At 39.1% G+C, this 24,119-nt stretch carries 2 protein-coding genes (1 of these 2 running past the window's edge); both read right to left on the bottom strand.

Going from position 1 to position 24,119, the window contains the following annotated elements:
• Positions 1-452: 452 nt before the first annotated feature.
• The gene (locus tag OQE68_RS18850; RefSeq protein ID WP_180567625.1) at positions 453-1,277 is read right to left on the bottom strand and encodes a peptidylprolyl isomerase; all 825 of its coding nucleotides are present in this window, start codon (positions 1,275-1,277) and stop codon (positions 453-455) included.
• A 148-nt stretch (positions 1,278-1,425) separates the two neighbouring features.
• Positions 1,426-24,119, bottom strand: partial view of an Ig-like domain-containing protein gene (locus OQE68_RS18845; protein WP_180567624.1) — the 3' portion only. Its footprint extends 18,910 nt past the window's final position; the window shows 22,694 of its 41,604 coding nt (coding positions 18,911-41,604); its start codon lies off the right edge, out of view; it ends in the stop codon at positions 1,426-1,428.

Raw genomic sequence — 24,119 nt, 5'->3', positions numbered from 1 at the left:
CCAATCATTTATAAAAACATAAACTCATGGGGCTTCATCGCTTGACGGCCGCCCCTAAAAACCATTCGCTTTGGCTATATATTAATATTGCTGTGTCCGAGCGGCTCATAAATATGTCCCCTCTTCATCACGGAAAGTATTGCAAAAGGAAGAATTAGAACAATGGCATAATCCAACCTCTTCCTTGGGGACTGTCGCAAAAGTCATTTTTAGCTCCCTCTCCTTCTGGGAAAGGGGCTCACTAGCTACTGCATAGCGAGCGATAGCGTCCTTAATTTTTATAAGAGCGCTAGCTGGAACGGGATGAGGGTATCATTACCTTAAAGTAACCGCTACGCGGGCCCCCTCATCCTAACCTTCTCCCCCACAGGGGAGAAGGGATTTTGCTTTAAGTACCTCTGCCACACCCTCACATAAGGAAAGGATTATAAAGCCCTTATCAAATACTCAAATCAACCCTTGCTACTGGCTATTTTTTCAACTTTCACTTGTTTTAACAGTTTTTCATACTCTGCTTGTTTAGCTTGTGCCCGTAATTGATAACGGATATCCCCTTTTACTGCTTCAAAAGGTTGCTTAACAACTTGGGGAGCTTGCAACTGCTTTATAATGTGAAAACCAAAGGGAGTACGAATAGGTTTGGAAAATTCACCTTCTTTTAAACTAAAAGCCACCTTAGAAAATTCACTATCAATAGTTCCTTCTTTTATCCAGCCTAGCTCACCATTTTTTTCAGCAGATAGCCGATCTTCTGAATAGTTTTTAGCCAGTTCCTCAAAGTTTTCATTTGCCCTTAACTTGCTATATGCTTCATAAGCTTTGGTTTTTACTACACCAATTTCCTGTTCACTCATTTTCGGGCGAACCCTTAATAAAATATGAGCAACATTCACCCGTTTGCTCTGAAATTGATCAGGGTTACCTGCGTAATAATTACGCAATGCATCTTCACTTACAGTTTGATTAAGGTATTTTTCAAAATAACGGCTGATCAACATTTGCTTACGGAATTCGTTTAATTCAGCCGCAGTCAACTCATTATCTAAAAACTGACTATCTTCAATAGCCTTCGCCAGAGCCTCACGCTCCAGATACTGATCTAAAGCAGCCTCAACACGCTTTTCTGCTGTTGTTGGGATATGTTTATGCTTTAAATAAGCTTCAAACTGAGTTTTGCTGATATTTTCATCGGCTACTTTGGCAACAACTTGTTTTTTTTCCTGGCAGCCAGCTAATAATAAACTGGCTGACACTAAACCAACGACTACTACTTTCATTGAACTAAACGACTCCCCAATAAGCTATTTTTTAAACAGCTATACAACGAGTGAGCTGTAGATACAGCTCAAATAGAGACCATTGTAAACTACATCCTGTGAATTGTTTATCGATTTTTTGTATACTAATGCGCTCGTAACTCACTTTTTAAAGTTCTGTTTCATCATTTAGTATTTTTAAGGTAGTATAGGCAACACCACCATTTGCTTGGTTATATGTAGACTTGGCAGACATGTTAGAGATTTTAATCTTTGTGGCTGACGACAAGTCAACCTGTAAATTAAAATCTAAGTTTCTATGCTCACCTGACAAGCTATTAAAACTAAGCTGCCCATTAGAAAAAGATAATATACCATTAGTTCTTGGATACTTTCCTTCTTGATTAGCTTTTTCTAGGTTTCCTAAGTTAGTGCCATACCATAATCCATGTCTAAACTCACCATCCCTCATTAATCTAATAGCTGCTAAAGTCTCACCTAAATCATTCTGAAATTCCATGTCAACATTGGCCTTATCCCCCCAATAAGTACTATTGTTACTCTTTAATTCTAGCCTCCAATTTAAGTTAAATACATCAATAACACCAGCATAAAACGGGGTTTCAATTTTCTCACTTGCACTATAATGATAATAAAAAATACCTATATCTTTTGTTTGTTGAAAATTATTATTCCACTCAGGATGTGATGTATTATTCGCATCAGCCTCAGATAAATGACGATTTATATTCGCAGCAACTATTGACAGTAAGTATCCCGTATTAACCTTGCTCCCAAATGGATCAGTGTGCCCTTTCCCTTCCTCAATATCTGTTAAGCCATCATTATCACTATCTAATTCATTATCATACTCTAAAAAGTCTATATTTAATGAATCAAAGTACTCATATTCCCAGCTATCAGATATACCATCATTATCAGAATCAAATTTAGCCGGTATAATTAAATTATCTAATTCAACATATGCTCCCTTTCGCCAAGAAATAGCTTGCAACTCAAGCGTATGCTTTCCTGAACCAACATAGTAGTTTAGTAATTGTTGACTTAATAATTCTGTATTTCCCCAATAACCTACTGGCTTATTATCAACCAATACCACAAAAGATATTCCTAAGCTTTTCGTTAAACTCAACTGAATTTGTCCACCAACTGTTGAGTTGAAAGTTAATTTAATTTTTGAATCTTCCTGCTGCCCAACACCTGTTGCTTGAAGTTTTTTTCCACCAATAGTATTAGAAGTTTCAATTTTCCAATGACCAAATCCAGACTGCTTCATATAGAACTTTGAGTAATCTTTTGAATCAAAGTTAATAACTGTTGCTACTGTTGTCCCTATACTTTGCAAATATTCATTCAAGTTTGTTATGCCATTCTCATTAAAATCTTCATTAGCATCTTGCTCATTTGGTTTTAAACCATTAGCTACTTCCCATGTATCAGGCATACCATCATAGTCACTATCTTTATTAAAAGAGCTTGCTTGTAGTTCATCAACTACCGTCTTATCAGAGCCATTACTAATAATCTTGAGAGTAGTATATGCAACGCCTCCACTTGCTTGATTATATGTTGAAATGGCAGACATATTGCTTACTTTTATTCTTGTTACAGACTTCATATCGCTCTTAAGCTTAAAGTCTGAATTAAGATGCTCATTAACTTCTCGGGAAGGATAACTGTTAAAACTTAAACTATTTTCAGTAAAGCTTAAAACACCATTAGTTAAAAGTGCATAAGGACCATTAGTTTTTCCAATTTTTTGAGGAGCCTTTTGGAGTTTGCTTAAATTTGGGCCATACCAAATATGATGTTTGAAGCTATCATAGTGTAATATACGGATAGCAGCGACGGTTTCTCCTTCATTATTCTGAAACTCCAAGTCAACGTCAGCTTTGTCTTCCCAATATGTAGCATTACGACTTTCTAATTCTAGCTTCCAATTTATATTAAAGTCATTAATTATACCTGAATAAGTAGGTGTGTATACTTTTTCACTATTACTGAAATGATAATGAAAAATGCCTATGTCTTTAGTTTGCTGGAAATTTTTATTCCAATCTGGATGCTCGGTATTGTTTACATCAGCTTCAATTTTATGCTTATTTTTATTCGCTGCCACAATCGAAAGCAAATAACCTGAGTTAATAACTTTACCAAAAGGATTACTATTTGCCTTCGCCTCTTCAAGGTCGGTTATTCCATCATCATCACTATCAAGCTCACTATTATAATTAGTAAAGTTCGTGTCCAATGATTTAAAATATTCATATTCCCAACTATCCACTACTCCATCTTTATCCGAGTCTGGTTCAGCAGGAAGTATTACGTTATCTAATTCAATAAAAGATTCCATTTGCTCCGGAACAAATTCAATAGTAACACTGTGCTTCCCAGGCTCAACTAGATATGTAAGTAATTTTTGAGCAAAGACATCCTCAGCACTCCAGTTACTAACTGGCTCATTATCAACTAGTATTGTTACAGCTCCTCCTACACTTTTTGTTAAATTCAATTGTATTTTCCCACCAAAACCTGAGTTAAAACTGAACCCTAGTTTTGATGTTTTGTGTAATTCTGTATTAACTACTCTTAATACCTTTCCATTAACTACTGAAGAAGGCTGTATTTCCCAGTTTCCAGAACCACTTTGCTGCGTAAAAAAGCCTGCATAATTATTAGAATTAAAGTCAAGTAATTTTGCGTCTTCACTGACACTTCGTAAATACTCATCTATATTAGAGACTTCATTATTGTCTACATCAATATTACGATCCTGAACCTTAGGGTTGGAACCATGCTCAATTTCCCACTTGTCAGGCATGGCATCATGATCAGTATCCTGGTGATGTGGGTCAGTTTGTAATCTGGCCTCCTCTAAATCAGTCAGCCCATCTTCGTCACTATCTAAGCTAGTATCATACTCTGCAAAATTAATTTCTAGAGAGTCAAAATATTCATACTCCCATCCATCAATTACCCCATCGTTATCCGAGTCTGGTATAGCAGGTATTTGTAGTTTATCAATACAAGCTAAATCTGTTCCAGAAACACCGCTACTGTCTTTAGTATACTCCCAGGTTAATTTATGGCGACCAGATGGCAGCTCATATTCAACAGGAGAAATACGAACAGCACCAGACCACTCTTCTATTAAATTATCACCAATATAAAAACGGAACTTATCATTTGAGTCAGCATAAACAGAGCGCTCAAAACGAAGTGTGCCGCCAATACTATTAACAATAGTACTTACTTTCGAAGTTTGATTATGATCAATTTCTCCTGATCGCCATGAGTAGCTGCCACTTTTAACACATGTTTCAGTTGTACGCTTCCATGGTTGATCTCCCTGATATTTCCAGAAAAAGCCTCCTATTGTAGACTCTTCAAAATCTATCAGTGTATTTGCACTGTTTATGAACTCTTCCCAATTGCTAATTCCATTCGAATTAGCATCTGCATCTTTATCAGCCAACAATGGATCAGAGCCATGCTTAACTTCCCAACTGTCTCCCATACCATCGTTGTCTGTGTCTGTATTATGAGGGTTTGTATGAGCTTTAGCTTCATCAAGATCAGTTAAACCATCCTTATCACTATCTAGCTCAGAACTGTACTCAGAAAAGTTAGTATCAAGACTCTCATTAAAATATTTATACTCCCAGCCATCAGCAACACCATCATTATCTGAATCAGGTAATGCAGGAATAATTAAATTATCAATCCAAACTGCATCATCACCACTACTTGAGCTATTATTCTTACTATAACTCCATGACAGTGTATGCCTACCTGGTGGCAACTCAAATGATACTTTCTTGTATTCATTATCACCTGACCATACCCCTTTAGTTTCACCGTCAATATAAAACTCTAACTTATCATGGTCACTTTCTGAACTAGTCGCCAAGTAAAAACTAACCATTCCCCCTTTACTATTGATGGACGTATTGACTTTTGTAAATTGATTATTGTCAATAGCTCCCGAACGTAAGGAATAGCTACCTTTAAACGGTTTACTAGAGCTTCGCTGCCAGAGCTTAGGTCCCTCATACAACCAGAAATAATTACCAAATTGTTTTACTTGCTCAAACTCTACTAATAACTTAAGAAAACTCGTTTCATCATGAGGATCTGTTCCTGAGATATATTCTTCAACATTTGTAGCTTCATCACCATCTGCATTAGCATCAGCATCACTATTATCTGCAGGGTTAAAACGATTTGATACCTCCCAAATGTCAGGCATACCATCTTTATCCCAATCTAAGTCAGCAGGATAGTTTGCTTGACTTAAAATATACTCAGATAAGTTATTTAACTCATCACCATCAACATCAGCAGCAGCATCAATTTTCCTAGGATTTGTATTATTCTCTAACTCCCAGGAATCACTCATACCGTCTTTATCAGTATCTAGCTCAAATGGATTGGTATGATGTATTTTTGCCTCATCTATATCCAGCAGACCATCCTCATCACTATCTAAGGTAATATCATAGCTTCTGAAATCAGTATCGAGAGATCCAAAGTATTTGTACTCCCAACCATCAAGCACAGCATCATTATCTGAGTCTTGATATGCAGGAATAATAATATTATCTATCCAAGCTTTGTCTGAACCATTATCAACAGTTCCATCTTTATAATATTTCCACGTTAATTTTCGCTTACCAGGAGATAGTTTATATCTAACTTTACTATATCCATGGTTTCCTGCCCATGAACCTCTAACATCTCCATCAACTATAAACTGTAAAAAATCGTATTTACTTTCAGAACTTACAGATTGGTAAAAGCTTATATAACCACCTTTACTATTTACAGTAGTTGTTATCTCAGTAAACTGGTTATGAGTAATTTTTCCTGACTCTAATGCATATTTACCTTCATACACCTTGCTAGATGTACGACTCCAGTAACTTTCTCCTGCATACTCCCAAAAATAACCGCCAAAATTTCTAGTATCTTCAAAGTCTACCAATAGCTTATGAACACTACCCTGGTTATTTGGATCAGTTTTCGCAACATACTCCTCAATATTAGTTGCACCATCTGCATCTGGATCTTGTTTAGCATCATCTTTTACAGGATTTAGCTTATTAGCTACTTCCCATATATCTGGCATACCATCTTTATCCCAATCTAACTTTTCAGAATAATTTTCATTACTTAGAACATATTCTGACAGGTTATTTAGTTGGTCGTTATCACCATCTTCATTACCGTCAGATACTACAGGATTAGCCTTATTATGCACCTCCCATATATCTGGCATACCATCTTTATCATAATCTAAATCAGCTGAGTAATTTTCTATGCTTAAAACATATTCTGAAAAGTTATTTACTCCATCATCATCTACATCTGCATTTACATCATTATTAACAGGGTTTGATCCATGCTGTGCTTCCCAAATATCTGGCATGCCATCACCATCCCTGTCTGCATCTGCTGGATGATTTTCTTTACTTAATACATACTCCGCATAATTAGTCACCCCATCATTATCGGCATCACCACCTTCATCATCACTTACAGGATTTGAGCCATGCTGAGCCTCCCATATATCAGGCATGTCATCACCATCCCAATCTGCATCTGCTGGATGATTATCTTTACTCAGTACATACTCTGCATAATTCGTAATCCCATCATTATCAGCATCTTCACTTACATCACTACTGACTGGGTTTGACCCATGATTAGCTTCCCAAATATCAGGCATGTCGTCACTATCCCAGTCTGCTTCTGTAGAATAGTTTTCAACACTTAACACATATTCAGAGAAATTATTAATACCATCCTTATCAGCATCACCATTTCTATCTTCATTAATGGGGTTTGAGCCATGCCTTGCTTCCCATATATCAGGCAGGCCATCACCGTCTCTGTCAGCATTGGCAGGATAGTCTTGTTGACTTAGCACATAAGCAGAGAAGTTATTACGACCATCATTGTCTTTATCTTCTGCCCCATCGTTACGAAGTGGGTGGGTTCCATAAGATAATTCCCATGAATCAGGTAAACCGTCATAATCTGTATCTTTATTATGTGGATTGGTATGAGCTTTTGCTTCTTCAATATCAGTCAAGCCATCATCATCACTGTCTTTGGATGAGTCATATTGCTTAAAATCAGTATCTAAGTTATCAAAATATGTGTATTCCCAACCATCAGCTACACCATCATAGTCAGTGTCATTTGAAGCTGGAATTACAAGGTTATCAATCCAAGCCGTATCAGAATTATGACTTTGTGAGTTGTCTTTTACATACTTCCAGGTAAGTTTGCGCACACCTTCAGCAAGTTCAAATTCAACTTTCTCATATTCAACATCACCAGCCCAAGAGCCTTTTTCTTCTCCATTAATGAAAAACTTCAAAGAATCACAACATTTTTCAGACCCTACTGAACGATAGAAACTTATTTTTCCTCCATCACTATATACAACAGTTGATACCTCAGAGCTTTGACTATCATTTATATCTCCAGATCTAAATGCAAATTGTCCTTCGTAAGAATTATGTTCGGATCTATGCCAGTAGCTCTGTCCTTGGTACTTCCAGAAGTATCCACCTAATGTTTCATTTTCAAAATCAACCAGTATTTTTGCATTTACACTGGTTTCATCAGTAGGGTCAGTGCCAGCTAAAAACTCTTCACGATTATTTTGTTTATCACCATCCTTATCCTCTGTAGCATCATTAGCTAAAGGGTTAAGTTGATACTGAACTTCCCAGCCATCAGGCAAACCATCTTTATCTGTATCAGCATCACTTGGATTTGTTAAAGCTCTAGCCTCTTCTAAATCCGTTAATTGGTCATCATCTTGATCAAGTTCAGGATCATAAATACTAAAATCAGTAGATAAATTATTAAAATATTCATACTCCCAACCATCAACAACTCCATCTTGGTCCTGGTCAGGTGAAGCAGGGATAATTAAATTATCTAACCAAATTCCCTCTTCAGAAGTGTTTTGAGCATTTTTAGCTGTATAAGTCCACTTTAATTCATGCTTACCAGCAGACAGAGTATAACGAATGTTCTTATAGTCGGTCTTTCCATCCCATGTACCAATTACTTTTCCATCAATCGAAAATGTTAAAGTATTTCCTGTAGTGGTATTAGTTGCTAGATCAAAAGAACCAAAGCCACCTTTTGAGTTCACAACCGTTTTAACAGACATGAATTCTCCTGAATTAATACCTGTTGCTTCCCAAGCAGAGGAACCTAGCCTTCCCATTCTCTCTTTTCGCTGCCACTGCTTTGTACCTTCATACTTCCAGAAATAACCACCTAGTACTTCTGTTTCAAAGTCAATAACCGGCTGCACCACCAGTGGAATACTAAAACGCTTCCTTGTTGATGATTTATCGCCTGTATATTCAGTGCTTATTGCTGTCGCAATTATTTCTATTTTATCTACTGGATTTTCTGCAGGTGGAATTATCATCAAATGTTTTAGCGACCAGTCTGAAATATTATAAATTCCACCTTCAAATGCGGTGACTGAATTTACTCCATCAGACATGACAGCATTTTCTGGTAAGCCTGTTAAGCTAACGGCTAAATCCTCAGAACCATCTTGATCAATTAAAGCCGCATTTAATGTTGGCAGCTTAATAGTGTTATCACCTGCATTGTTCATTAATTCAGTCATTTTAACTGTATCAATAAACCCTCCACGCCCATTTTCCACAGGTATACCAGCGGCTTTAAACTCAAGGCGTGCTTTACCTTCAATCCCTGGCAGAGTATAAGAATATTGCTGCCATTTTGTTTCAGATAAACCTGTCCCATCAGCAGCAATCGTATCGATTAACTGGCCTGCCCACCAAAGCTCGATTTTAGTTACATCACTTCCATATCCAGGTCTTGGCGAGTAAAAGAAAGTTAGTTGATACGAAACACCACCCCTAGTTTCAACCTCTCTATATACATTAAATGCATCAGGGTGATTATTAGCAGGGTCTTCATTTAGTTCAATAAAGTTAATTCCGCTATGGGCAGAATATCCCCAGCCTCTCACTTCTATTTTACTATTATCATCTGTTAGCCATTCTTCAATAGAAGACACATGATTTTCATCATTATTATTAGAGGTGATAGCCAACTCTTCAAAGTCACTAGCTAAAACCACACTATTATCAGTCATTAACTGGGTTGACCAAGCAAGATAGGGCACATCTGCTTTAGGTGTGATATTGACAACTACTGTTATATAAGTCAGATTACCCACTTCATCAGCCAACTGCAGACTGAAGGATGTGTATTGATAACCACTGGCGTTATTATCAGCTACAAAGCTAAACTGGTTGATATCACTAGCAGCAATCACAACGCCACTTACAGCACTTGCTTGGGTTATCCGCTCACCAAAAACATATAGGTTTCCATTATTAGGCAAGGTTATTATTTTAATTTCACTTAAAGTAACTCCCTCTTCTACATTATTAGAAATAACTCGGTTTAACTCTTCAAGACTGAAAATATAGGATGTGCCAGGATCATCTGCACTATTTCCATCAGTAGTTTTATGTTCAGCTATATCAATAACATGCTGTTTATGTACTAAACCATCTTTATCATCAGGTATTCCATTTCCATTAGAATCTGAAAGCAGAGGGTTAAGGCCATCAATAGCAAACTCAAAACCATTAGTTAAGCCATCATTATCATAGTCTCCATTTATTGGCAGTACCCGGTATGAAAGCGTATTAGCTACTTTTAGCGGCTCACTATTGTGGCCATGCTCAGCAGAAACTGAAAGTAATGAACTATAGTATGGCTTTAGACTGCTGCTTTCATTAACCAGTGTATTAACACTAGGTACCACTAGTTGGATATTTCTAGTGCCACCAAGGCTAATTTGCTCTTCAGCTAAAGCAAACCACTCTGCTTTAGCATTTTGAATAGACTGACTTATTGACTCAGTAAGTATGGTTATTTCACTGTTTTCAAGAACATATCGATAGCTTTGTCCATTTTCTTCCTTAATAAAACCACCTTCTTTATGGCTGATGTACAAGTCTGGCGCATTAACCGCGACTAGTTGTGGCAATACACCATCATTTTCAGCCTTTCCTTTTAACCAGCTTTTTGCAGTATCAAACTCATAAGTTTGACCTACAGCCAGCCTATACACAGGATCAAATTTTAGCTGGTTAGTCATAAAGGTCCATTTGCCAGCTAATCTTTGACTTGTATTTTTATCAACCAGAGCTAAACGTGAAGGTTCAAAAGAATAGTGAGCCAGCTCTTCAGTAAACTCCAAATAAACTGGCGTTATATGCAAGTCATTAACTGGCTCAAACTTTGTATTTTTTACTGCAGGCAAATATTTAACGAACTCAATAGTAAATAATTGAGTAATTTCTTTTCCTTCTACTATGCCTTTTACTTCAAATTTAATTAAAGCTGGTTTATTTGAAGCTAACTCAAAAGATGCCGTTTTCACCCCATTAATAATCACAAGACTATCAGGAAGCTCAACCAAGTCATTATTACCCCCTTCAATTAGGGTTAATTTAACTGGTATATCAACACTTCTATTCTGATTGCCCTCAGATACAGTGTTACCAAATGCATCTTGCACACCAATTGTAAGAGATACTTTTTCACCAGCCTCTAAAATATCAACACGTCCTAATGGAGGATTATCCATCAGCGTTTGATTCAGTACAAACTTGGTAAGCTTACCAGGAATAACTTTTATAGTAGGTTTCTTATGCCCACTGAGTTTTTGCCCCTTGATGCTTAAGCTAAGTGTATTTTTTGAAATATCAAATTCATAAGGCGTTCGATCCGCTTTAGTCGCAGCCTCAATTTCAACTTCTATCCCTTGTTTAACTAAAATTTGGGCACTTTCTCTATTACCATCATTAACTACATTCAGGTTATTGGAAAAACCAAAATGGAAGCCTTCAGGTAATTTCAAGGTTAATGGTACAGACTCTTCCAAGGTGACTTCGTTACTGGCTGCATCATAGGCAGCAAAGCGCATGGTAAAGCCGCTTCCTGCCACCACTTGTTGTGGATAATCCAAATCAATAGACGCCACTTTTCCAGGTATTATGGTGACTGGAGTAGAAACACCACCAATATAGGAGTATTCAGTCAGCTTCGCTTGAATAAAGTATTTCTTGGCTTCACGAACAGTATCAAAGGTTAATTGGGCAACGCCTGTTGTATCAGTGGCAGAGGTAACTATCGGTTTTGGGTCATCCCGGTTTTCATCATCTACTAATAACCATTGAATTTGCTGGTTAGCTACTGGTTTTGCCGCACTATCAAGCACTTTTACTTGATAAATCGCTGTATCGCCCACTTTAACCTTAGCCGGGTTAATTGCAGCATCATCACTTTTGATAAAGCTGATTGTGTTTGGTTTTTGCGTTAGTGGAATCGTAAAGGTTTCTGATTCCGCATCCTGACCTAAGCTATCAATGACTTTGACTTTAAAGCGATAGTTATCATCAGGAAAAACATCGGTTGTTGGCAGTTTTAGCGCTACATTTAAATAATTGCGCCAGCCTTTTTGGCTTGTTTCCTCTAAAAGAACCAGCTCACCATTAGACATCACTTGATAAATTTGAAGTAATAACTGCTTTTTCCCACCATCATCAATTTTATCTAAATTACTTAATTCAATAGCGGCATTGTTTCCATAAATACCTGCAACAGGCGGCTTAACTTTAAGCTTTTCGATATCAGGAGCCTGGTCTCTCACCAGTTTCACTGGCACTTGGTGCAGACGGACTTGTCCTGCATTATCGTATAATTTTACGGTTAAAGTAGTTTGCTCTCCTGTTTCAGCTACCCGAGCATCACGCAAATCATTTACTGTAAAATAAACAGAGCCTGAAGTATTTTTATAGAAGTCCTTAGTTTGACTAAAGCCATTCCAAACCACTTCAGCATGGTCTAAAGCAACATCGTCATTTGCAGCAACAGACACTTCAAAGCTGCTGCGTTCACGAACACTGGCTTTTACTGTTGATAATTGATCAAGTGCTAATGATTGCCCATTTATGACTAAGCCAGTTAATTTAGGCTGCGTATCTTCAATAACGGTATAACTTAAGTCAGTTGAATTAGTGTTACCACTATAGTCTTTGACAACCAGCTTATACTTTAACTGTTGGCCTTTTACAGGTGTGGTTTCAGTAAAATGAATTTGATTACCACCAACTTCCGCTTTCACCAGTTCGTCATTACGGTATAAGAAAGCAACATCAATTCCACTTTGCTCATCACTATAACTACCCAGTACTTCAAATGGGTGGCCTTCAATCACTTTATTGTTATAAACCGACTCACCTTCAATTCGTAAAGATAAGATGGGGTCTTTCGAGTCGTACTGTCGGGTAATGGGTTTAGCAGCAGACTCTGCTACATTGCCATAAATATCGATTGCCCGCACTTTAATATAATGTCCATTGCGTTCTTGTTCGTAATTACGATAGATCACATATTCCGGGCCATAATGTTTACCTATCATTTGATAGGCTCCATCGGCTGTTTTCCCTTCAGAAATATAATACTCTACCTGTTGTACAGGGAATGTAGAGTTATTAACTAATGCCTCAATTTTAAAGGGTTTTGGCAGATAGCTGGTGCTATCAATAAATAACTCAACATCAAACTCATTTTGTGGCAGCTCCTCACCCTGTAGCATTACTCCTCGCTCAGCCCCTTCAATTACTTCACCTGTGAAGGTTTCTATTCGGGAACGGATAAAGAATGGCTGGCCATTACGCAACTGGGCAGGTACCACAACACCTGCAGTAAATGGCGCTTGTTGAGAAGCACCAATAATGCTTTCTTCCGTTGTCACCCGATTACTGCCCACCTCTAATTCATAGTGGTCAATAATGCTCAGTACATACTGAACTGTTTTTACCGCTTGATTATTTTCTAAGGCAAAAGATAACTGATCGCCTTGTACAACAATATTCCATTGCTTAGGTTCAGCCAGTTGGGTTGCCGCATGTACTAATGCCATGGGGTATTGTGTTAATACAACACCTTCACCCCCTAGCCCAATCGCCAACCAATTGCCTTCCACTGCTATTGCAGTCACTTTGGCACTGGCACGGGTTTCAGTCAGTTCACTGACTGGCTTGGTTAACCCTTCAAGCCATTGTTGTTTTGCTAAACTGTACGCACTGATTAATACTTCGCCCGCATCATCAACATAACCAACCCAAAGCACTCCCTGATTGACATGTATTGCAGTAATTTGCCCTGCACTGCCTTCTGATAATTGCGGTAATTTACTATTTTTAGTTTTAAGTGTATTAACATCCAAAACCGTAATGGTTTGTAGTCCATTAACAAAATACAGTTTTTCAAAACCTGCTCCCACCAATGCAATCGCCGCTGCTGCTCCTGTATAAGCAGGTTCAATTTTGATCTGATGCGTTTCTATTGGCCATTGGCTACCTACATCCACACGGAAAATTCGTCCTTGTTGGGTAGTGACATAAACAATATTTTGTAAATTGGTTAGGCCAGTAATTACCTCACCTGCCGTAGCATCTTGCTTAGTCAAATCCACCATGTGGTTTTCATGGGTATGACGGTTGACATAAAACAGTCTTGTTCCTGAAGACGCCACGATATAGTCAGACGTAAGCACCATGCGCTCAACTTCAACTCCCGTTAAGAGTTGCTCAGTACGCATAGTAAGCCCTTGACCAGTCACCTTAATTAGTTGCTTGGTCTTCTTTAAAGCCAGATAGCGGTTATCTCCATCAGCTAATATATGGTTGACTTCATTGGTATAAGTGGACAGGTAATTCTCTAATTGCCAGTTACCATTGTGGAAGTAGCGTTGATAGGCTCCATAACCTGCTGCTGCAACATGTAGCCGGCCATTATGTAAACTCAGGTCTGTAACCAATCCTTTATTTGGCTGAGCAGCCAACACGGTTTGCCAATTGTTGTCATTAAACTGGACTTTATAAACGGCCCCTGTATGACCACCTAAATACAGGTTACCTTGGGCAAAGCTCACTTGATTACCCTGTAATTCAGGTACAGTAAATTGACCAATTAATTGTGGCTGATCAGCAATATGTGTATCGACCACATATAACTGCTGAGCAGCCTGATTAACCAATAATAAATAATTACCAACAGATAGGGCTTGGTCAGCTGAACCAGGTAAGGCAAGAGACTGCACTTGCCTTACTTTAGCTATACGATGCAGGGTATTTTGTTCCGTCATCACCCATACACCACTATTGTGCACTTTAGCCCACTTCGCTTCTTTAATTGATGCTACAGGGCTGGCGCTGTCCCAAGGGTATAAGCCATTTTGGGTGAGTAGATAAAACTGGTTATTCCACTCCACTGCTTGAATAAGCAGACTTTGGTTATTTTCATTCAAATTATTTAAGTTAACCGTCTGTAAGTTTTCTAATGCATTGCCACGAATTTGATAGCGGTAAGCTTGCTCATCACTCCAAGCAATCAGCTCACGACCATTTTGAACAAAACCTTTTAAGCCAGCTAATGGGTGACGTCCCACTTCTAAATAGTCTTCAGCTGGATCGATAAATAACAGCCCATAATTAGGATCTAAGCCAATTAACCGATCACCAAGCCGTTGTAACTGGGTGAAGTCCCTATCCAGCTGAGTTACTTTGCCATCAGTTGTGGTATATAGCTCACGGCCTTGCACATACCAGCTATAACCAACATCAGGTAACAACAGGTCATGAGCCAATAAATTATTAGTCTTCTCTAATATAAATGGACGAACCACCTTTATCTTGCGTACAACAGTCTCTTTATTACCAAAGTCATCAGTAATTTCTGCTGTCAGCTCAAGGGTTTGGTTAATATAAGACAAATCAGGTATAGCATAGCGAATAGATTTTTCACCTGCTGCTAACACATTCCCCTGTTCATCTTTCAACACCAGTTGGCCATAAGCACCCACAGGCAGGCTATTTTCAAGGGAAATATTTAAGTCAGCACCCGCCATAATCGATAGCGGTAAGCCCACTAACTGTGGTACAGGTAGCGTATACTTGGGTGATAACCGCAAGCCTACTACGACCTGATCGTATTGATAATGTGCCCCAGCATAAGCATCAACTTTTAACTGATAGTTTTCCTGTTCACCACGCAGTGAAGGCAGTTTAAATGACAGCTTACCTTTTGCAGATTTCACTATCCGACGGAAAATCAGCTGATCATTAAAGTCATATAAACCAACGACGGCATAGTGAAAATTAATATTTTCATTAGTATCAGGGTGAGTGGTGGCCACATGGTATTCAACTGTTACCTCATCACCTTCTTTTAACTGACTGTTATGTTGTGGCTGTAATACTTGCAAACGGGTATTAGCAGAACTGTCACTCGATTTAATTAAATTCCAGTTTAATGTCGTTGGCTGACTATTTAATTCAACAACCAGATTTGTCGGTTCTACAGTAGCTGGCAATTGCCACCAGCCAGTCGCCGCATTTGCTACTAATGCCATAGCCTGCTTATCAGCTAAACTGGCTTGACTGACTTTATTATCATTACCCAATAATGCAGTGACAGGTACTAAACCAGCGGAGGTTAACGACTGACCATTGGCTGGCTGCCAGCTTGTATTAGCAATAAAATTATTCACTGCAGGTAAATTAACAGCCATTTGTCCACTGCCTGCACGACTCTGCCAATGCAGATTTACGCTGTCATTTTTCTGAGAATAAGGCAGCAACAATTGCTGGCCATTACGAGCAGCAATTAATAATTTACCTTGCTGATCAGTCAACCACAGCTTTAAGTCAGGCTGTGATGTCTCTGGTTGTAATGGCGCAGCACTGACATCTAACTGCCAACCCGTAGCTGTTGTTTTAGTCGTTACCTTCGGTTGTGGTAATGATGTCGATGTTTGAACAGCACGCTGTAAAATCGCCTGAGAGGTTACTTCAAATAAAGCCGTTGGTGTAAATAACAGCTCATTAGCATGATAGTCTGCTACCTGGTTAGCTTGTTGATAAGCCTTCCATAAAGGCTGATTATCTTGTTCAGTTGCAAGCCAAAGCCATTGGTTATCCCAGTGAGCTTGGTTAATGGTATTAGGTAAGTTTATTGTTTGATCAATTGCTTGTATCAACTCACCTTGGTCACTAATCGCAAACTGCTGTACTTTAGTACCCGCTTGATTGGTTACCCAAGTAGCCAAACGATTACCACTGACTGCCAACCCTTGCTGGTCAGCTAAAGCCAGGAATAACTGCTGATTAAGCTGTAAAAAGCCATCCGCCACAGTTAAGCCAAATTGGTATAAACCAGAAGCCGTCAGTGCATATAACTGGCCTTGATCCAACTGCACGGCACGTATTGGCTCTGCCACACTAATACCTGCAGCAGGCACTGCTTGTAATTGGTTGTGTTGATTTGCAGTTAATACCACTGCTGACAGGGTTTGACCATATTGCAGGTATACTGCCTGACCATTTACTCCAACCAAATCACCGTAAATTTTTTGCTCTAATACAGATTGCCATTGACCTGCTTGAGCCTGGTATACCACTAGGTGGTCATCACCACCTTTTAATACCTGGGTGATTAATTGTTGACCATTAAAACCAAGGAATTTCACTTTTCCTTGTTCAGATGTTACTAACTGCTGCTCTACATTACGGATATTAAAACCACCGCCACGCTGGTTTTCCACCCAAATTAAAGCAGCGTTACTGTTATTAAAGCCTAGCGCATAAGCAGGATGCTCAATTTGCCAGGTAGCATCTGTTGTCTGATAAACAGGTAATTTATCGCCATTAAAGTAAGGCACCACCAGTAGGGTATTACTGGCAGTTTTACTATGGCCAGATAAGTCCTTTAATAAAGCCTCTAAGGTTAAGTTAGCTACATTGGTTGGTGTCTCCCAAAACTGAATGCCTTGCTTCAATTCTGCCTCAACTAATGCTGCCTGATCTGATTTAACCGCCAGTTTGGACTGCCTGCTATAGTCTACCATTTCTGGTTCTACCGCAGCCTGTACAGATAGCTCTGTACCCGACAAGATATGGGTTGCTGGCTGGCTGTTAATTGTTAATGCTTCATCAATACCCTTATCTTTTTTCACATTTAGGTGAGCACGGGCTTTTAACGCAGTGCCAGCTTCCACACGGGCTAACACAACCACGTCTTTTTCAATAGCAGGAATTGTCGTCGTTACAAATACCTGCTCTTTGTCTTCTGCACTACGCGTCAGTTTAATCGGTGTAGGGTTATCCAAGTGATCAGCCTGGCCAGCAATATCCAAATATAAAGTGGCCTCTAACACATTGCGCATTAATACTTCAAATGTCACTGGCTGTTTTTCGTGGAATACAGCCCCATCTGTTGGTGACAATATCTTTAGTTGTGGCGCACCTTGTTCTGGGTCATACAAATGTATGGTAATTTCCGACCGACCATTAGCCGCTGGATCACTTTCATTACCATTCGGGTCAAAGGCACGTACCTTAATGTTAATACTTTCAATACCGCCATTATTTGAGTTGCTAGCCTCTGGTTTTTCTTGAGTAAAACTATAATGGTTTGGTGTTTTTAATGACTGCCATTCTTCATTATTTTTCGCCAGTTCTACTCGATCAATACCATATTTATCAAATGAGTTGATGAGTACATCCACTCGCTCACCATAAGGTACAAAGTCATCATGCTTAGGCGAAACAATGCTGATGGTTGGTTTGGTTTTATCTAAATGCAAGGTATAAGTGGCATTTAAATCACTGATGGTATTTAAACCAATATTCACCCGCAGCCGTGCTTCAAGTTGCAAACTTCTAGGATTATCGCTGGTAAGCTCAATTAATTTAGGATGACGTAACTTGCCCGTAATGGTTTGACTACGCTTATCTGTTGATGCCTGTTTAGTTGTTTCAATTGGCTGCCACTTATTGTTGAGCTTCACCTGAACCTGGCTGTACTTCCAATCAACCAAGTCCACATCCCCAGTTACATTAAATACCAAGGTTGCAGTGGTAGCTTCTTCCACTACTTCAGGTGTCGTACTAAAAGAAGCTAATTTTATTTCGGGATCTTTTAGTTTAATCCGATAAATCTGCTCAACTTTTTGTTGTCCATCACTGGCAATTACCTTTAATGCAAGACCTTCAGCCTTATTATGAACACTTAAAGTAAAACTTTTTTGTCCATTTTTACACTGTCCTACTGATTTTTCAGGGCCAAAATTAAAGCCACCATCAAATGACTCACGGTATTTAAAGCTTAATTTGGCTTCCCTGTTATCTTCAGCTGAAACAATCAAGCAATACTCACGGTTTTTCGTTAACACCGCCTGACCATCACCATCATCACTGGTAGATGTAATAACCTGATTGGTATCAGCACGGGTTAATTGAATATTCCGTGGTGGTAAGCGGTCATGAGTTGGGACGTCATATTCATACCGTCCTGCAGTCACATCATTACCGTAAGCAATATTGTCATGCTTATCTTTAATTCCCTCTATTGTTACTTGATAGATAGAATTATGTGCTAAGGCATAACCTTTTTTGGGTTTAATTTGAATAATATTATTTGCCACCAACTGATCTTGAACAAAAAACTCAGTGACATCTTGTGGTGGTTGGTTGCCATAATCATTAAATACACGAACCACTTTAAACTGACTAAAGGTTACCGGCTCATCTGCCTCAAGTCGTACTGGTTGCTGATAATTCAAGTGATGTTTCACGCGAATATGAGGAGCTGTGTCATCCACCACCGTCAACATCTGGTTAGGTGTTAATGTCACTTGCTCATTGGTAGATTGTCGTACTACCTCAACCCGATACTTACTACCTGCCTTATAACTGTCGGTTTTAGCTACAGCAGGCACAGTAAAGTGGATTTCATTATTTTCATAACGATAATTCAGCTGCAGGCTAGTATCTTCAGCAAAGGTTTCTTTTTCAGCCAACCAATACAATTTCACATCCGTGCCAAGTCCTTTGCCTTGTAAGCGAATTGCTGTACCACCAATATCACTGATAATCGATGCCTGCTCAGTAGACCCTACATTTTCTTCGTCAGTTCCATAATGACTAACAGCTGCTGTTAACGCCAATTTCTCCGTTACATTAATAGCGGCTGGTAAAATAATGGTTTTTGCATTAGAGACTAAAAGTAACGAATGTAGCCCAACTTGAGTTAAACGCTGATTAAAGTGCAACTCATTGCCATCAGTAGACACAGTAAAATCATTATTAGCTTTTAATAACCTTTTACCTGCCACTTTAACTTCATTAATTTGATTTAAGTTTTGGCCAACAATAGTAACCTGGGTAGCATCCTCATTATTGATGGCAGTAGGTGCAATACCTGCAACAGAGGCTTGTTCAATATCAAATAGTTTTGCCGTTTTCACCTGACGTGGCACATTAAAGTCCATCGCAGGTAAGTTAACGGTTTGCTTGGGCTGGTTAAAAAAGCTTAATTTATAACGGCTATCTAACTGATATTGACCTCTTGGCTGGAAGCTAAGAATATTCCCTTTTAACGCCACATCACCAGGCACCAGCTCATTGGTGTCCGCTTTCCTCACCTGCACAATAACGGATTGCCATGCCTTACTTTCACCACTGGTCAGAAGACTAATTGGGTTGTCGTCGTTATCTAGTTGTTTGGGATATACTGCATAAGCATTGGCAATGGGTAGCTGTACATTGTAATACCAGCTGCTGTTATTCCACTCTAGTAAACTGCCTTGTAGGCTCAATTGATCAGTATTGGCAAAGCGAGTAAATACTGGCACCAAATCAGTTAATTTATTTTCTTGACTTGCATTAATGTCATAAACATTAATTTTTGATGATTGAGCAATAGCCAATAATTCTCCACTTAATGCAATATCCTTAATTTCAACATTAACGGGGTAATTCGTTGCCTCAATATTTTGTAAGCTGGTTGGTAAATTGCTGGTATCAATAAATTGCAAGCTTCGTTTACCTGCAATCACACCAATTGCCCCATTAACTTTCATAGTCAGTGGTTTTTCTATAATGCTGTGGCTAACAGTCTCAGCTATTGTTGCTGGGGTGGCAATTGAACGGGCTTCAATGGTTCTGGTTCTAAATAACAACAGGTGATCTTCTACAACTGCAACATCCACTAAGTGGTTATTTACATCAGTTAAGGCGACTTGTAATAAATCAGCGCCTAGCTCATTACCCAACACCAGATTATTTTCCGCATACCCAACAAAACCATTTGCCAGTGGCCGCAATTTATCCATAGCATAGCCACGGGCATTATTAATGGTATTCACCAACTCAGGTGAATAAGGGTCAGCGACAGACCACACCTGTACATCACAGCGTTTGCCTGTAGGCACAGTTTCCCCACAACCACTACCAACCAGCAAGGTCACATAACCATTATTCATTACGGCAGTATGGACAGGACGGTTGACATTAGCTGTAGACAATAACAGTGGTATATCACTTTCTAAGGTGGAATAAAGTCTGAATTCACTATCTTTCCAGACTAATAAATTAGAGCCATTCCGATACCAACCTGCAATATCAGTAATTTGTTGTTTTGGCTCCAGGGTAATTAACAGTTTTTTATTTTCAACAGGCTTTCCATCACCATTTTGAATAGAAATAGTGAGTTCACCTAAAGTGTTTGCAGGCAATCTAAAGCTGATTATTTCAGATGACTCAAATCGGACATCTTCTGCAGCGTTACCATTGATAAATACTTTAGTTGAAGGGCTAAAACCTTTACCTTGAATGGCAATAATATCCTGCTGATTAAACTGATACTGATGTATATTGTCATTTAACTCTTGATGATCACGAGAGTAACGACCAATTTTTTCAATAGTTGGGTCGGCTACATAAGTCAGCTGAGCCGCTTTAAAGTGACTTAATGAACCATTGCTTACGGTTATACCCACCAAACGATTTTCTGCAGGTGACTTAGTTAATACCGGAACAGTAACAGTTAATTGATTCGTTTTAGTCAATTTGACTGATTCAGTTGGCACAAGTTGGCCACCAATCGACACACTGCTATTCTCAGTAAAACCTTCCCCCGTAATTTGGACGGTTTCCCCCTTATGCCAGCTAGAGAATGCTGGGGTAACAGAGGCAAATTTTGGACGGACTTGTCCTGTGGCAACAAATTTAAAGCGGTAATCAGCACCTAAAGCCTCACCATGAATATCTTTAATACCACCAGACAATACGACACGATACTGCTTATTAGCTTGCCAAGAGGCCGCTGGGGTAAATACAAGTCGTGTACCCGCATTATTGGTATATGCTTTAACAGTACCACTCACAGGCACACCAGATAAGCTGACTGTAAATAACTGATTAATGCTCTCCTTAGCTAACTGGGTATTACTGATTAAACGGTTAAATTGCACCTCAACCTTTTCACCTTTGGCAAGTAGGCCACTTGGTGCAGGGAATTGCTCCATAATAGTGAGCAAATCATTTTTAATTGTATTTAAACCACCACCTAAAGCTGTTGGCAGCTCATCTGCTGGTGCAGGGTTTTCTACTGCCTTACCATTGTAATAACCAAAAGCTGTGCCCGCATAAAGTGCACGAGGCGATACAGCAAGTGCTGTGGTATTACCCATTACGGCATAGTAATAATGTAATGGTATAGGCTCAGCTACATTGCCGGCTAGCCAACTGGAAATATCAAATAACTGTACATCCCCTTCTTCTGCTACTACATAAAGGGTTTGGCCATGAAGGTATAGGCGATTTGCTGAAATATCTCCATTTGCCATTAAGTGGGCTAGTTTTAATTCAGCAATTTTAGTAGCCGATGTATCACTATCCAGGGCATAGAGCTGTACTGTTCCATTATGACCAGTAGCGACTAATAATAAATTATCCTGAATCCAAATATCTTCCACTTGAACAGGGCCATCCTGATTGAAAGGAATAATCTCACGAATAACCTTAAATTCACCACTAGCCAATTCAATTTGCACTAGCTTACGCGTTAGTTTTTGCGCTATCCATAAACTATTGTTTTCTACACGCAGTTGAGATGGCGAACCACCAATATCTTCAATAGAAAGACTGCGAATTAATAACAAATCATTCGCTAATATTTTATAGATACGAAGCCCTTTCCGTGTCGCCACATAAAGCACTTCATCCTTAACGGCCAAACTTCTAATGGTTTCACCATCTGATAAAGGATAATCCATTAATAACAGTGGATTAGTAGCTAAAGTAATATCGAAATAGTAAAGACGGTTCTTCCCTGCAACAAATAAACGATTACCTTCTAAAGTTATATCTTCAAATCCATTTAAACCTTCTACCTCAAAATGGAAAGGCCTGTTAAAACCATCATCATGTAGTTTTTCTAACACTTCAGGTTTTACTGGATCTGCAACATTTAACAATGACAAACGAGCTTTTTGGCTTAAAAGACTACCCCGATTTATACCTTGACGATCCCGGATACTAAACGAACCACCAGTAACCACATACAACAGTTGGTCCTTTTGCACTAATGCAGACACTGGACTAGGCACATCGGTTGGTAAATTAACAGAGCCAACTTGTTTACCTGCATAAAAATAGTTTTCAGTGGCTTTACTGACTTCACCAGGGAAATTAGGCTGCTCCACAGTAATGGAAACTGAACCAAAGTTGCCAGAAGGCGCACGCACTTCAATATGATGGCTATTAATAACCTTTAAATCACCCGCCAGATTATTACCAAACTTAACCGTAACACCATAACTGAAACCACGACCATAAATACTGACACGATTACCTCCCTCTGGTGGGCCAGATAATGGGAAGAAGCTGTCAATATGGGTTTTAGGCAGGATGGTCAGTGCACCTAATTTAATAGTGGTTAAGCCTGCTTGCTCCACTTTAATAGGCAACGTTGTCGCTGATACACCTAAATTTAAGGTTGGCATAGCAAAAGTAACACTCTTGCCGTCTTCCGCTACTGTGACTGAACCAGTAACCAGGGTTTCACCCACCCATATTTTTAAGCCAGACGCAAAGTGGTCACCTATTAATTTAACCGTTTCAGTCTTATCACCATGGAATAAGTGAGTGTTTTTATTAATAGTGCTTTCTGTAGTTGAACCATCTATTGCTGAGCTATCTATAGCTGAATCATGACTTGTATCTTCTGTTAGGCGCTCTACTCGCTCAATAGCAGGGCGTTGCACAGGTTGATAAGTGTAATGCGCTGTTGCACCAGCAACCATTGTCTTGCCGGTTAAGTCCAACCAGCCCTTCGCTATTTTTATAGTAAAGCCACCGGTTGGCATGGACTGATTAAAACTAATATCTAAATAAGCACCAACCAGACTATTAATGGCAGTTACTTTATAAAAAGACTGATCAATTAACTGACCTGCTTGGTCAACTAACTGTAACCACTCAGTTATTTTATCTTTGTCAGTATTCATTAAATTATTAAAACGAACCCGAATGGTTTGTTCTTTCGCAATGACACTGCCAGCAGCTGGGGTAAATGCGGTTACCGCTAAGTTAGCCGTGCGGATTTGTAGAACACCACCCTGATTAGACGACATCAGCTGGCCACCTTGGGCAAATAGCTCCCCGCCTTTTTCCCGCTTTTGCCAGTGAGAAAGCTGACATTCACCTGTTTGATCCGGCACTAATACCCAATGACGATTATGGGTACCAATATGGACCTGGCCATATTCCACTTGCATGGAAGCCTGTAGCAAGTCATTAGCTTGTCCTGCTTTAAAATCTTGCGCTGCTTCAATCGACAAGTTATGCAGCTTCTGCTGTAGAGTGCCACCAAAACCAGATACTTCAGCCAGTTTTAAGTTATCTTTAT

Origin of the sequence: Spartinivicinus marinus (assembly GCF_026309355.1) — a bacterium.
Lineage (GTDB): Bacteria > Pseudomonadota > Gammaproteobacteria > Pseudomonadales > Zooshikellaceae > Spartinivicinus > Spartinivicinus marinus.
The sequence above is the reverse complement of the archived record's forward strand: the minus strand, read 5'-3'. Positions and strand labels throughout refer to the sequence as shown.